Source organism: Bacillus sp. AL-1R, assembly GCF_052180195.1.
Taxonomy (GTDB): domain Bacteria; phylum Bacillota; class Bacilli; order Bacillales; family Bacillaceae_G; genus Gottfriedia.
Map to the genome: position 1 here is coordinate 199,900 of NZ_CP197469.1, position 13,598 is coordinate 213,497.

Annotated in this window: 14 protein-coding genes; 13 read left to right on the forward strand and 1 reads right to left on the reverse strand. The window is 36.1% G+C overall.

The features are described 5' to 3' along the window. Positions 1 to 138: 138 nt before the first annotated feature. The 11 genes from ACSBO6_RS00875 (at position 139) to ACSBO6_RS00925 (ending at position 9,883) form a co-directional block, all read left to right on the forward strand. Positions 139 to 2,343 carry a S8 family serine peptidase gene (locus ACSBO6_RS00875; RefSeq protein ID WP_498844004.1) on the forward strand — a complete coding sequence of 735 codons (2,205 nt, stop codon included), beginning with the start codon at positions 139 to 141 and terminating at the stop codon, positions 2,341 to 2,343. Positions 2,344 to 2,605: 262 nt separating this feature from the next. Further along, a complete protein-coding gene (locus ACSBO6_RS00880) occupies positions 2,606 to 2,830 on the forward strand; it encodes an AtpZ/AtpI family protein (protein ID WP_025568596.1) in 225 nt (74 codons plus the stop codon). 4 nt (positions 2,831 to 2,834) lie between these two features. Next, complete coding sequence (locus ACSBO6_RS00885) at positions 2,835 to 3,215, forward strand: ATP synthase subunit I (RefSeq protein WP_025568597.1); 381 nt, start codon at positions 2,835 to 2,837, stop codon at positions 3,213 to 3,215. A 1-nt stretch (position 3,216) separates the two neighbouring features. Beyond that, the gene (gene atpB / locus ACSBO6_RS00890) at positions 3,217 to 3,951 is read left to right on the forward strand and encodes a F0F1 ATP synthase subunit A (RefSeq protein WP_098845870.1); all 735 of its coding nucleotides are present in this window, start codon (positions 3,217 to 3,219) and stop codon (positions 3,949 to 3,951) included. 80 nt (positions 3,952 to 4,031) lie between these two features. Further along, entirely contained in the window at positions 4,032 to 4,247 is a 216-nt protein-coding gene (atpE, locus tag ACSBO6_RS00895) for a F0F1 ATP synthase subunit C (protein WP_025568599.1), read from the forward strand. Between the two features lie 203 nt (positions 4,248 to 4,450). Continuing rightward, complete coding sequence (atpF, locus tag ACSBO6_RS00900) at positions 4,451 to 4,954, forward strand: F0F1 ATP synthase subunit B (RefSeq protein ID WP_098845885.1); 504 nt, start codon at positions 4,451 to 4,453, stop codon at positions 4,952 to 4,954. After that, the gene (locus ACSBO6_RS00905; protein WP_098845871.1) at positions 4,951 to 5,490 is read left to right on the forward strand and encodes a F0F1 ATP synthase subunit delta; all 540 of its coding nucleotides are present in this window, start codon (positions 4,951 to 4,953) and stop codon (positions 5,488 to 5,490) included. The genes atpF and ACSBO6_RS00905 overlap by 4 nt, the downstream gene beginning before the upstream one ends. Before the next feature lie 20 nt (positions 5,491 to 5,510). After that, entirely contained in the window at positions 5,511 to 7,019 is a 1,509-nt protein-coding gene (atpA, locus tag ACSBO6_RS00910; RefSeq protein WP_098845872.1) for a F0F1 ATP synthase subunit alpha, read from the forward strand. Positions 7,020 to 7,105: 86 nt separating this feature from the next. Continuing rightward, positions 7,106 to 7,960 (forward strand): ATP synthase F1 subunit gamma, encoded by an 855-nt coding sequence (atpG, locus tag ACSBO6_RS00915; RefSeq protein ID WP_098845873.1) that lies wholly within the window; start codon positions 7,106 to 7,108, stop codon positions 7,958 to 7,960. Between the two features lie 64 nt (positions 7,961 to 8,024). Next, a complete protein-coding gene (gene atpD, locus ACSBO6_RS00920; RefSeq protein ID WP_098845874.1) occupies positions 8,025 to 9,437 on the forward strand; it encodes a F0F1 ATP synthase subunit beta in 1,413 nt (470 codons plus the stop codon). Between the two features lie 44 nt (positions 9,438 to 9,481). After that, positions 9,482 to 9,883 carry a F0F1 ATP synthase subunit epsilon gene (locus ACSBO6_RS00925; protein WP_098845875.1) on the forward strand — a complete coding sequence of 134 codons (402 nt, stop codon included), beginning with the start codon at positions 9,482 to 9,484 and terminating at the stop codon, positions 9,881 to 9,883. A gap of 192 nt (positions 9,884 to 10,075) precedes the next feature. On the opposite strand, the gene ACSBO6_RS00930 is transcribed toward ACSBO6_RS00925, so the two are convergent. Beyond that, the gene (locus tag ACSBO6_RS00930; protein ID WP_098845876.1) at positions 10,076 to 10,696 is read right to left on the reverse strand and encodes a TetR/AcrR family transcriptional regulator; all 621 of its coding nucleotides are present in this window, start codon (positions 10,694 to 10,696) and stop codon (positions 10,076 to 10,078) included. A 225-nt stretch (positions 10,697 to 10,921) separates the two neighbouring features. Here ACSBO6_RS00930 and ACSBO6_RS00935 point away from each other — a divergent pair, with 225 nt between their 5' ends. After that, positions 10,922 to 11,566: an HlyD family secretion protein gene (locus tag ACSBO6_RS00935; RefSeq protein ID WP_498844636.1), complete on the forward strand. Its 645-nt coding sequence runs from the start codon at positions 10,922 to 10,924 to the stop codon at positions 11,564 to 11,566. A 12-nt stretch (positions 11,567 to 11,578) separates the two neighbouring features. Next, entirely contained in the window at positions 11,579 to 13,345 is a 1,767-nt protein-coding gene (locus ACSBO6_RS00940) for a DHA2 family efflux MFS transporter permease subunit (RefSeq protein ID WP_498844005.1), read from the forward strand. Positions 13,346 to 13,598 lie beyond the last annotated feature (253 nt).

The window sequence follows — 13,598 nt, forward strand, 5'->3', positions numbered from 1 at the left end:
TGCAAAATCTAAAGTTAGTCTTTTTTTTATTTAAAAAAATTTGTCGGTTCTAGAGAAAATTACCTTTTTATACATGAATGAACGATTAGTGAGAAAGCTAAAAAGAAAATATTATATATAAAGGAGAACCTACATTGAATGAAAAAATACTATCTTAAAATAATTATTTGTTTAGTTTTTTTACTATTTCCATTTAAAAATGTTTATGTAAATGCACATGAACAACAAAAACAAGTAGCTTTAATTTCGATTAAAGATGGAATGATTACACAGGCCATAAAATATATAGGTGAACGTTTCCCGAATGTAACCGTAAGGCAACAATACACAGAGACGTACTATGGTTTTTCAGTATCGGGTTCTCTTGAAGAGTTATCACAGTTAGCTAAAATGCCTTTAGTAAAGGATATGCATTTTGTTACAACATATAGAGCGCATTTAGAAGATAGTATCCCTTTTATTGGAGCAGACGAAGCTCAATTATATAAGGACCAAAGGGGAAGAAAGATTACTGGGGAAGGTGTTAAGGTAGGTGTAATTGATACTGGTGTAGATTACAGACATCCTGATTTGAAATCGAATTATGGTGGCGGTTACGATACGATCGATTTAGATAAAGACCCAATGGAAACTAAGCTTGAAGAAAAAAGTACATTTCATGGTACCCATGTAGCTGGTGTAATAGCGGCTAATGGAAAAAGAAAAGGCGTTGCCCCTAAGGCGAAAATCTACGCATACCGGGCTCTAGGTCCTGGTGGTGTGGGTACATCTGAAACTGTTATGGCTGCAATTGAGCGGGCAGTGAAGGATAAAGTAGATATAATAAACTTATCACTAGGTAATGATGTGAACGGACCTGACTGGCCGACGAGTATTGCATTAGATAAGGCAGTAGAAAAAGGTGTTCTTGCAATTACGGCAGCAGGAAACTCTGGACCTGGACTATGGACTGTTGGTTCTCCTGCAACTGCAACAAAAGCTTTAACAGTTGGTGCAAGCTATCCACCTGTACTTTTCACATCTATACACGTCAAAAATAAAGAGACAATTATTAGCCCTATGATCGGATCTGCTAAATGGAGTAAAGGTTTAAATGGGAGATTTGTATTTAAGAAATATGGAGAAAAGCGTGATTTAAGGAGAGTAAAAGACAAGATTGTCTTGCTTGAAAGAGGAAAAATCACATTCACTGATAAAGTTAAAAATGCACAGGAGGCTGGCGCTAAGGCTGTTATTGTCTTTAATAATATTGATGGAAATTTCATCGGACAAATTAAAGGGAAATTTACTGTTCCAGCTGCGACTATTTCAAGAAAAGAAGGATTAATGATTAAGAAAATCATTGAAAAAAGTAAAGTGGACGCTAAAATTGGACATGAAAAGAAGGTGGACATTCTTGCAGATTTCAGCTCTAGAGGACCAGTAACAGGTACTTGGCAAATGAAGCCAGACCTATTAGCTCCAGGTGTACAAATAAAAAGTACAATTCCAGGTGGGTATTTAGCACTTCAAGGAACAAGTATGGCGAGTCCACACGTCGCTGGGGCGGCTGCCTTATTAAAACAATTGCACCCAGATTGGAGTATTGATGATTTAAAAAGTGTTTTAGTCAATACAGCAACACCATTATATAAGAATAATAAAAAGATGTATCATGCGTACGAACAAGGGGCTGGAAGATTAGATATTGAAAAAGCATTAGAGACTGAGACAACATTGTTTCCGACGTCTTTAGCTTTAGGAGTAACTAGAAAAACAGATTTACAAGTAAAGAAAGATTTTGTCGTAAGAATATCAAATAAATCAAAAATACCAAAACAAGTTACAGCTATAAATAATCAGCCAGCCAATGGAATACAATGGGTATTACCTAAGCCTTTTACAATTCCAGCGAACAGTAGTAAAAAGATTAGTCTTAGCGCAACTGTTGATACGAAAGTATTAAAGGATGGATTTTATGATGGGGCAATTACATTCAGTACAAATGATGATGAAAGTCTAAGAATGCCATTTTTATTATTGCAAGGTGAACCGAACTTTCCATCAGTAATGGGATTTCACTTTGGGAGAGTAAAAGGTAAGAATCGCTATAAATATGAACTTTATTTACCAAGTAAGGTTGAGGAATACAAAATTGCTGTTTTTGAATCAGAAACATTCCGCTTATTAGGTGTAATTGATGAACAGGAAAATAGTAAGAGGGGAATTATCAAGAAGGAATTAGTTTTAAAAGACTTTCCTAAGAGTGGTATTTATAAGTTTGTGATTTTTTATAAACGTAAACAATATGAAAGTGCAACGGAATCTTACGTCAATGTCGCAAAAATTTATGTAGAAGACTAAAAATTGGTAAGTGAATTTTAATAGTTTTTTAATTTAGGTAATTGACACATTTTTGTAACATATTGTATGCTTAACATGAATGTTTAAAAGGGTTTTCAATGTATGTAAATACTATGTTATTAAAATTTTTTGAACGTTTTGTGAACAATTTGTGAACGTTTTCAATGTTTAGAGATTTTAGCACGTATTTGTTGTAGAATTAACCAAGATAAGATTTTTGGCAATTTTTTGAGAATGAAAATTGACATGGAGGGATTTTTGTATGAAAAACAACAATCAACATCCTCTTAAAGCAATGGCACTCATGTCTTCCATTCTAGCTCAGCTTGTCGGTTCGATTCTCATAGGCATCTTTTTAGGAAGATGGATTGATTCATTTTTTAATTGGCCAGTACCGGTATTTATGATCATCTTTTTACTGTTAGGATTATTTACTGGGATTTATGGCACGCTTAAATTAGTTAAGCAATTCACACCAGGGGACTAGTTACATGCAAAAAGATAATTTTAGACGATTCACACGAGATATGTTGTATATAATTGCTTTAGCAGTTTTGGGTTGGGCATTTACCGACTATAAAACAATATTCACAGGCTATATTCTCGGAACTGTAACTAGCTTTTATTGTATATGGATTCTTCACAGAAAGATAAATACCTTCTTTGACCGAGTTTTAAAGCAACAAAAAGTTCGATCTTTAGGTACTGTAATTTGTCTTTCAGCGGTGGCTCTAGCTATGGTCATCGCGCTTCGGTATGAAAATTTTGTGAGCATACCGGCACTAACTGCGGGACTAATGACAGGACATCTTGTCATTATGATACATTTTGCATTACAACAAACGTCTTTTGCAAGGAAGAGAGGTGAATAAATTGGAACACGGCACTTATGGTTTTAAATTTATTGGTTTAGATTTTACGTTAACAAATGTTCTAATGACTACCATTGCTGCAGTAATCGTCTTTATCATCGCAGTTACATGCGCAAGAAGCCTACAAATACGCCCAACAGGAAAACAAAACTTTTTGGAGTGGGTTATAGACTTCGTTAAAGGCATTATCAACAGTACAATGGATTGGGAAACTGGTGGTCGCTTCCTTACATTAGGTGTGACATTACTTATGTACATATTTGTTTCAAATATGTTAGGTCTACCATTCGATATCTCAGTCGATGGAAAATCAGTTTGGAAATCACCTACATCAGACCCAGTCATTACTTTATCATTAGCAATCTTTATTGTTGGTTTATCACATTATTATGGTATTAAGATGCGAGGTTTTGGAGCGTATGGTAAAACATTCTTCCAACCAATGCCATTCTTATTCCCATTAAAAATTATTGAAGAATTAGCAAACACATTAACGCTAGGTCTTCGACTTTACGGTAACATTTACGCGGGGGAAATCTTACTAGGTTTACTTGCAACAATGGGTACACATGCTTATGCAACAAGTTCAGGAGAAGGCGTTCTTTGGACAATTGCAGCATCATTACCAATGATCGTATGGCAGGGATTCTCTGTATTCGTTGGTTCAATCCAAGCGTTTATCTTCGTAATGTTAACAATGGTTTACTTGTCACATAAAGTGGCGGACGAGCATTAATCTGCTCATTAAAATTGGTAGTTAGATAAAAATTATAATAAAAAATATATTTCTTATGATTAAGAAGGAGGAAATTTAAAATGGCTTTAATCGCAGCGGCAATCGCAATAGGTTTAGGTGCACTAGGTGCAGGTATTGGTAACGGTTTAATTGTATCACGTACAGTAGAAGGTGTTGCTCGTCAACCAGAATTACGTTCAACTCTTCAAACTTTAATGTTCATCGGGGTTGCATTAGTTGAGGCACTTCCAATCATCGCGGTAGTTATCGCATTCATGGCATTTGGTAAAGCTTAAGATTTATACAAGCAGTTTAAAAATGGCGAAGTTTGTGTTCACATTTACTTCGCCATTCCTTTATAACAGTTTTGTTGTAAAGATTTCATTTTGAAAATAAAGCATAGGTCGGTAAGAGTCCTAGGCTATGTTATAAAAGAAAAATTATTAAATGATACCCTCGAAGGGAGTGAAGGCTTGTGTTAAACGGATCATTATTCGTAATAGGTGAAGCACACGGAAATGGTATACCTTGGGGCGATGTAGTGTTTCAATTAGTAATTTTCTTAATCCTACTTGCTTTATTACGTAAGTATGCATTAGGACCTGTAATGGGAATTATGAAACAACGTGAAGATCACATCGCAAATCAATTAGATTCAGCTGAGAAAAACAATGCTGATGCAATGAAACTAGTTGAAGAGCAAAAACAAGAGTTAGTTGCAGCTCGTAAAGAAGCTCAAGAACTTCTTGAGAAAGCTAGAAAGCAAGCTGACGTACAACGTGAAGAAATCGTTGCAGCTGCTAAAGCAGAAGCTGAAAACTTGAAAGAAAGCGCTATGCGTGAAATTACTCGTGAAAAAGAGCTTGCAGTACAATCAGTTCAACAACAAGTGGCTTCATTATCTGTATTAATTGCTTCTAAAGTTCTTGAAAAAGAAGTGAAAACTGAAGACCAATCTGCTATTTTTGATCAATATCTTAAAGAAGTAGGCGAAGCTAAATGAGTAACGAATTAGTTGCAAAACGCTACGCAAACGCTCTTTTTGAATTAGCAACTGAACAAAACTTAGTTGGAACTGTTGAACATGACTTACAAGTAGTGAAAAAGGAGTATGTTGGAAACTTAGAATTAAATAAGTTTTTAAAACATCCTGGAATCACAAAAGAAAGCAAAAAGTCTGTATTAAATGACACATTTGCTTCAATTTCTCAAACGGTATTAAATCTAGTTTGTTTATTAGTTGATCGTGGCCGAGTAAACATCATTCCTAGCTTAGTAACTGAATACATTCAAATTGCGAATGAATCTCGCAATATTGCAGATGCAACAGTTTACTCTGTAGAGAAAATGTCTTCTGAAGAACTAGATAAGATTGGAGCATTATTTGCTTCAAAATTAGGTAAAAATTCTTTAAGAATTACGAACGAAATAGATTCTACTTTAATCGGTGGTTATAAAGTACGTATTGGAAATCGTATTTATGACGGAACTTTAAAAAATAAACTTGTTCGAATTGAACGTGAATTAATCGCAAAATAGTTTGTAGAGGGGTGAAATGCATGAGCATCAAAGCTGAAGAAATCAGTGCGCTGATTAAAAAGCAAATCGAAAATTACCAAACTGAAATAGAAGTTAGTGATGTTGGTACAGTTATCCAAGTTGGTGACGGTATCGCTCGTGCTCATGGTCTTGACCAATGTATGTCAGGGGAGCTAGTTGAGTTCTCTAACGGCGTTATGGGACTAGCACAAAACTTAGAAGAAAACAACGTAGGTATCGTAATCTTAGGTCCTTACACAGGCATTAAAGAAGGCGACGAGGTTCGTCGTACTGGACGCATCATGCAAGTTCCAGTTGGTGAAGAATTAATCGGTCGTGTAGTAAATCCATTAGGTCAACCAGTTGATGGTTTAGGTCCAATCGCGACTTCAAAAACTCGTCCAATCGAAAATCCAGCACCAGGCGTTATGGCACGTAAATCAGTACATGAGCCATTACAAACTGGTATCAAAGCGATTGACGCTCTTGTACCAATCGGACGTGGTCAACGTGAGTTAATCATCGGTGACCGTCAAACTGGTAAAACAGCTGTAGCAATCGATACAATCCTTAACCAAGCTGACCAAAACATGATCTGTATCTATGTTGCAATCGGTCAAAAAGAATCAACAGTTCGTGGACTTGTTGAAACATTACGTAAGCACGGTGCTTTAGATTACACAATCGTTGTAACAGCTCCTGCTTCATCTCCAGCTCCAATGTTATACTTAGCTCCTTTCGCTGGTGTAACGATGGGTGAAGAGTTTATGTACAATGGTAAACACGTATTAGTAGTATACGATGATTTATCAAAACAAGCGGTAGCTTACCGTGAGCTTTCATTACTATTAAAACGTCCTCCAGGTCGTGAAGCATATCCAGGGGATGTATTCTACTTACACTCTCGCTTATTAGAGCGTGCAGCTAAGTTAAATGATGAGTTAGGTGGCGGTTCATTAACTGCATTACCATTCATCGAAACACAAGCTGGTGATATCTCAGCTTATATTCCAACAAACGTAATTTCAATTACTGACGGACAAATCTTCTTACAGTCTGACTTATTCTTCTCTGGTGTTCGTCCAGCGATCAATGCAGGTCTTTCTGTATCACGTGTTGGTGGTTCAGCGCAAATTAAAGCGATGAAATCAGTAGCAGGTACTTTACGTCTTGACTTAGCGTCATACCGTGAGTTAGAAGCGTTTGCTGCGTTCGGTTCAGACTTAGATAAAGCAACTCAAGCGAAACTTAACCGTGGTGCTCGTACAGTTGAAATCCTTAAACAAGGTTTACACAAACCATTAAAAGTAGAAAAACAAGTAACATCTTTATATGCCTTAACACGTGGTCACTTAGACAGCGTACCGGTTGAAGACATTACACGTTTTGAAGAAGAAATGTTAGCTTGGATGGATGTAAACGCAAGAGGTCTTTTAGATGCTATTCGTGATACTGGAAAATTACCAAACGAAGCTGACCTTGACGCTGCAATCACAAGCTTTAAAAAGAACTTTATTGCTTCTAAATAATAAGGCAATTTAAATATCTGGATTTGAAGGAACGGGCGCTTAGCTCGTCCTTCATTTAACTGTTTACCAAAAGGTGGTGAAAACCTGTGGCATCATTACGCGATATAAAAACAAAGATTAATTCAACAAAAAAGACAAGCCAAATCACAAAAGCGATGGAGATGGTATCTGCTGCTAAATTAAACCGTGCTGAGCAAAACTCTAAGCAATTCGTTCCTTATATGGAAAAAATGCAAGAGGTAGTTGGTAGCGTGGCAAAAGGTGTAAACAGTAGTCATCCGATGCTAGTAACACGTCCAGTTAAAAAGACTGGTTACATTGTCATCACTTCAGATCGTGGTTTAGCTGGTGCATTTAACAGTAACGTATTACGTACGGTAACAAATACAATTAAAGAACGTCATAAATCAAATGATGAATTTGCAATTATTGTACTAGGTCGAGTTGGACGTGACCACTTTAAGCGTTTAGGTTATCCAATCGTTGAAGAGGTTCTTGGAATTCCAGATCAACCTTCATTTGATGATATTCAAAAATTTGCTAATCGTACAGTTCAAATGTACACAGATGGCATTTTTGATGAGCTTTACTTATCTTATAACCATTTCGTAAGTAAGATTTCTCAAGAAGTTACTGAGAAAAAGCTTCTACCTTTAACAGATATTGACACAGGTAAAGCAACAACTAACTACGAATTTGAACCATCTGATGATGAAATCCTAGAAGTATTACTGCCTCAATATGCAGAAAGCTTAATCTATGGTGCATTATTAGATTCTAAAGCTAGTGAACACGCTTCACGTATGACAGCGATGAAAAATGCAACTGATAATGCGAAAGAAGTTATCAGCAAGCTTACTCTTCACTATAACCGTGCGCGTCAAGCAGCTATTACACAAGAAATTACTGAGATTGTCGGCGGTGCAGCTGCATTAGGTTAATCTGTCTTCAAACAGTAATATAAATTGATCGGCTTTAAAGGAAACAATGCTAGGAGGAAAAGCGATGAGCAATGGTATTATTACTCAGGTATTAGGTCCAGTAGTAGACGTAAAGTTCGAAAACGGCCAATTACCACAAATATATAATGCGTTACGTGTTCGTAAAGAAGCAGGAAGCGCTAATGAAGTAAACATTGATTTAACATTAGAAGTTGCTCTTCACTTAGGTGACGATACTGTTCGTACAGTTGCAATGGCTTCAACTGATGGATTAGTACGTGGTATGGAAGCAGTTGACACAGGAAAACCTATTTCGGTTCCAGTTGGTGACGCTACATTAGGACGCGTATTCAATGTATTAGGTGACAACATTGACTTAGATGAGGAAGTTGGAGAAGACGTACGTCGTGACCCAATTCACCGTCAAGCACCTAAATTTGAAGAATTAACTACAAAAGTAGAAATCCTTGAAACTGGTATCAAAGTAGTAGACTTATTAGCTCCTTACATTAAAGGTGGTAAAATCGGTCTATTCGGTGGTGCGGGTGTAGGTAAAACTGTATTAATTCAAGAATTAATCAACAACATCGCACAAGAGCACGGCGGTATCTCAGTATTCGCTGGTGTAGGTGAGCGTACTCGTGAAGGTAACGACTTATACCACGAAATGAAAGATTCTGGCGTAATCAACAAAACAGCGATGGTATTTGGACAAATGAATGAACCACCTGGAGCACGTCAACGTGTTGCTCTAACTGGTTTAACAATGGCTGAATATTTCCGTGATGAGCAAGGACAAGACGTGTTATTCTTCATCGATAACATTTTCCGTTTCACTCAAGCAGGTTCTGAGGTTTCTGCCCTATTAGGTCGTATGCCTTCAGCGGTAGGTTACCAACCAACTCTTGCTACTGAAATGGGTCAATTACAAGAGCGTATCACTTCAACAAACAAAGGTTCTGTAACTTCGATTCAAGCGATTTACGTACCTGCCGATGACTATACGGATCCAGCACCAGCTACAGCGTTCGCTCACTTAGATGCAACAACAAACTTAGAGCGTCGTTTATCTGAGATGGGTATTTACCCTGCGGTAGATCCATTAGCATCTACATCTCGTGCACTTAACCCTGAGGTTGTTGGAGCAGAGCACTATGAAGTAGCTCGTCAAGTTCAATCAACTTTACAACGTTATAGAGAACTTCAAGATATCATCGCAATCTTAGGTATGGATGAGTTATCAGAAGAAGATAAATTAGTCGTAGCTCGTGCTCGTCGTATTCAATTCTTCTTATCTCAAAACTTCCACGTTGCGGAGCAATTCACAGGACAAAAAGGTTCTTACGTACCAGTTAAAGAAACTGTTCGTGGATTCAAAGAGATCTTAGAAGGTAAATATGATACTCTTCCAGAAGATGCATTCCGTTTAGTTGGACGCATCGAAGAAGTAGTAGAAAAAGCAAAAACATTAGTATAATAATTGTTTGATTAGCTCACGAAGCTAGACAGGAGGAGTTCACTATGAAGACAATGAAAGTCAGTATCGTCACTCCTAATGGACCGGCTTATGAAGGCGAAACAGAATTCGTTAGCACGAAAGCAACTAGCGGTGAGCTAGGTATTTTACCAGGACACATTTCAACTGTGGCACCGTTAGCAACAGCACCTGTTAAAATTAAAACACCAGCTGGAACAGATTACGTTGCAGTTAGTGGCGGATTCATTGAAATTCGACCTGAAGCCGTTACAATATTGGCTCAATCTGCTGAAGTATCAACTGAAATTGACGTTGAGCGTGCAGTAGAAGCAAGAAAACGTGCAGAAAAACGTCTGCAAGATAGACGCCCTGACACAGATATCAAACGTGCAGAACTTGCTTTACACAAAGCAATGAACCGTTTAAACGTAGCACAATATAAGTAATTAAAAAAAGAGCCCTCGTGGCTCTTTTTTTTGTTGGATTAAGTGGGACGTTTTTGGGGTGAGAGTGCTTTAGTTAGTTCTTTTTTATGAAATCACGGTAAATAATAAACAAGTTAGAGACTTACTCTATGTGCCCACTAAAACTCTTTTAATACTTCCTCTATCTAATCAGGTGTCATAGCAATCCACTTTTTAGTTTAATTCCAATCCCGCTGTTCCTAATATTCCATTTCTTGAGATTTTTAAAAGATATTCTGCCATATGTTTTTTTGTGTATGGCATGTCATTTTCAACCCAAAATGAAATTACGCTGAGTGTTGCTCCTGAAACATAACTTACTAGTAGGTCTTCTGGGACAAGGTATTTATTCTTTTTTGGTTGTATAAATGCAAAGCCTGTTTCGAACGTTGTTGATAATACTTCGTAAAGTTTTCTTCTAAAAATATTTGGTCCTTGTCGTTTTAGTAGGACTTTGTAAAAGTAACTGTTTTTTTCGATATGATCGAATAGATGGAAGTAGGATTGTAAAGTCATTTCATCGAGTGAGTGTGGATTTTGGTCATACATACTAAAATCTACATTCTTCATAGCTTTGTCCAAATCAACTAGTTTTTCTCTAACGATTTGACGGACCATTTGATACTTGTCTTCGTAGTGGCTATAGAAGGTTGCTCTGTTGACATTTGCTTTTTTTGTAATATCTTGTACACTGATCGCTTCGAATTCTTTATCCGATAATAATGTAATTAATGCATCTTGTAAAAGTTGTCTAGTTCGAATGACACGGGGGTCAAGATTATTTTTTATGCTCATTTAAAAACTCCTTTATTAAATAACGTTAAGAAATTAAACAGTTAATAATGGTAGTGTTGCTTAAGCAACAAATTTTTAATTTTTAACGGTTGAGTACGTTTATAAATCAATTATAATTAAAAACTATGAGAAGTAAAACGACATTGTGTTGTTTTATTTTTTTTGCCTATATAGAGAGACGATTAAAAATTTAGGAGGAATTTATTTATGGGGAACATGAAGAAAATGGTACTTGTTAACATAATTACTTTAATCATACTAGTTGCTGGTGGATTTGCCGGTTATTACTACTATGATCAATCTACAAATTATATAAAAACTGATAATGCAAAAATAGATGGGCAACAAATTGTCATTTCATCTCCTGCTGCTGGTAAGCTTGAGTCATGGTCGGGTACATTCGGGAGAACATTTTCACCAAATGAATCAATTGGGAAAATTTTAACTACGCCTCAAACTGCTGGTGATACTGCTCATGAAGTATCAGTTTCAGTGCCAACAAATGCAACAATTGTTCAAACAAATGCAATTAAAGATCAATTAGTTGGAACAGGTTCAACTCTTGGTTATGCATATAACTTAGATAATCTTTGGGTTACTGCAAATATTAAGGAAACTGAAGTAGAAGATGTGAAAAAAGGTCAAGAGGTTGATGTGTATGTGGACGCATATCCAGATACTACTTTAACAGGTACTGTGGAATTCGTTGGATTAACAACTGCGAATACATTTAGTTTATTACCTTCTGGAAACGCTAATGCAAACTATACGAAAGTTGAGCAGGTTGTACCTGTAAGAATTGCTTTAGATCATAACAAGTCATTTGAAATTGTTCCAGGAATGAATGCTTCTGTTCGTATCCACAAGTAAGGAGGAATTTCGATGTCTACAGGAATGATCATAGCATATGGAGGGTTTTGCTTAATTGTTTTCTTTGTTATTAATCGAATTGTATTAAGAAATAAAGAAGATGACTTAAAAATAGATAAAAGAGTAGAAATGGTCCATTCGGAAGAACCAAATAAAATAGAAAAAACTGAAGAAATTCAAAAGAAATCAGTTCCAGCAAAATCAAGTGAAAAACAAAGCTTTAGCATGGGAAAAGTTTTAACAGTACTATTATTAGGTATGTTTGTGTCTATTTTAAATCAGACCTTAATCAACGTTGCTTTACCGAAGTTAATGGCTGATTTTAATGTAACTACTTCGACTGCACAATGGTTGTCTACCGGTTTTATGTTAGTAAATGGTATTTTAATTCCAGTTAGCGCTTACTTAGTTGATACATTTACTTATCGAAAATTATTTATCTTTTCGATGTTTGCCTTTACAATTGGCTCGATTATTTGTGCTTTATCAGGAAATTTCCCAGCTATGATGGCAGGTCGTGTAGTTCAAGCAGTCGGGGCAGGAATTTTAATGCCACTTGGTATGAATATCTTCATGACGATCTTCCCCCCTGAAAAACGTGGGGCAGCAATGGGATTGATGGGGATTGCTATGATTCTCGCACCAGCTATTGGGCCAACAATAACTGGGTATGTAGTAGAAGATTATTCATGGCATTTCTTATTTTATGGAATGGCTGTGTTAGGTGTCATTTCAATCGTTTTGTCTAACGCTTGGTTTCATATTTCGCGAAAACGTTCATTCCCAACTTTAGATATATGGGGAGTACTAAGTTCGTCAATTGGATTTGGTAGTTTACTATATGGATTTAGTGAAGCAGGTAATAAAGGCTGGGATAGTACTGAAGTCGTTCTTTCTTTATTAATAGCTTTTATAAGCTTGAGTTTATTTGTATGGAGAGAATTAACTGCAAAACAACCTTTAATCAATTTAAAAGTATTTAAATCATTTTCGTTTTCTTACACATTATTAATTAACTTAATCGTTACAACAGCATTATATGGAGGGATGATTTTACTACCTCTATATTTACAAAACATCCGTGGGTTTACACCGATAAAAGCGGGATTATTATTACTTCCTGGTTCATTGATCATGGGTGCTCTTGGTCCACTTACGGGAAAATTATTCGATAAATATGGGATTCGTCCTTTAGCTATTTTTGGTTTACTCATCATGACATATACAACCTATGAGTTTACTAAATTATCGATTGATACTCCGTACTTAAAAATTATGTTTTTCTATACTTTACGTTCATTCGGCATGTCATTTATTATGATGCCAATTATGACAGCTGGTCTAAATAAGTTGCCTCTTAAGATGATCTCGCATGGTACTGCAACTCAAAATACTTTGAGACAAGTTGCTGGTTCAGTTGGTACAGCAATTCTTGTTACAATCATGACGACGCAGACGACAAATCACATGGCAAACTTTTCAAATGAAGTAACGTCAACGAATCCTTTCATCATGGATTGGATTCATCAAACTGGCTCACAGTTAGCTGCAGTAGCTGGATTAACGCCAACACAAGGTGGATCTTTAGCGGTAACATCACTTTATAGCCAGGCATCTAAATTAGCTTCAATTAATGGAATCAATGATGCATTTATTTTCGCAACAGCATTATCTGGAATTGCATTAATACTTTCATTTTTTATGGGGAGTACAAAAAGTAGAAAGCTTGCGCAACCTAAAACTAAAAATAAGCAGTCTTCAGAAACGATTGCATCATAAAAAATGGCCAGTTCATGTTTTGAACTGGTATTTTTTTTCGACAATTATCACTATTTTTTAATTTGTGGGAATTGTGAATAACTTTCTGTGGATTTGTGGATAACTCTTATACTGATATATAATTTTAGTTACTGGTAACAACGATTAAAGTATTAGAAACTGATAAGTCGACATACATATAAGATAAATTATAAATAATGGAATTTATTTTCCAGCTATATTATTCAATTTTATGATTAATGGCAATAAATAT

Excerpts from the sequence above, each read along its gene's own strand:
- ACSBO6_RS00875 (WP_498844004.1), top strand. The coding sequence starts at position 139 with ATGAAAAAATACTATCTTAAAATAATTATTTGTTTAGTTTTTTTACTA.
- ACSBO6_RS00880 (WP_025568596.1), top strand. The coding sequence starts at position 2,606 with ATGAAAAACAACAATCAACATCCTCTTAAAGCAATGGCACTCATGTCT.
- ACSBO6_RS00885 (WP_025568597.1), top strand. The coding sequence starts at position 2,835 with ATGCAAAAAGATAATTTTAGACGATTCACACGAGATATGTTGTATATA.
- atpE (WP_025568599.1), top strand. The coding sequence starts at position 4,032 with ATGGCTTTAATCGCAGCGGCAATCGCAATAGGTTTAGGTGCACTAGGT.
- ACSBO6_RS00905 (WP_098845871.1), top strand. The coding sequence starts at position 4,951 with ATGAGTAACGAATTAGTTGCAAAACGCTACGCAAACGCTCTTTTTGAA.
- atpA (WP_098845872.1), top strand. The coding sequence starts at position 5,511 with ATGAGCATCAAAGCTGAAGAAATCAGTGCGCTGATTAAAAAGCAAATC.
- atpD (WP_098845874.1), top strand. The coding sequence starts at position 8,025 with ATGAGCAATGGTATTATTACTCAGGTATTAGGTCCAGTAGTAGACGTA.
- ACSBO6_RS00925 (WP_098845875.1), top strand. The coding sequence starts at position 9,482 with ATGAAGACAATGAAAGTCAGTATCGTCACTCCTAATGGACCGGCTTAT.
- ACSBO6_RS00930 (WP_098845876.1), bottom strand. The coding sequence starts at position 10,696 with ATGAGCATAAAAAATAATCTTGACCCCCGTGTCATTCGAACTAGACAA.
- ACSBO6_RS00935 (WP_498844636.1), top strand. The coding sequence starts at position 10,922 with ATGGTACTTGTTAACATAATTACTTTAATCATACTAGTTGCTGGTGGA.
- ACSBO6_RS00940 (WP_498844005.1), top strand. The coding sequence starts at position 11,579 with ATGTCTACAGGAATGATCATAGCATATGGAGGGTTTTGCTTAATTGTT.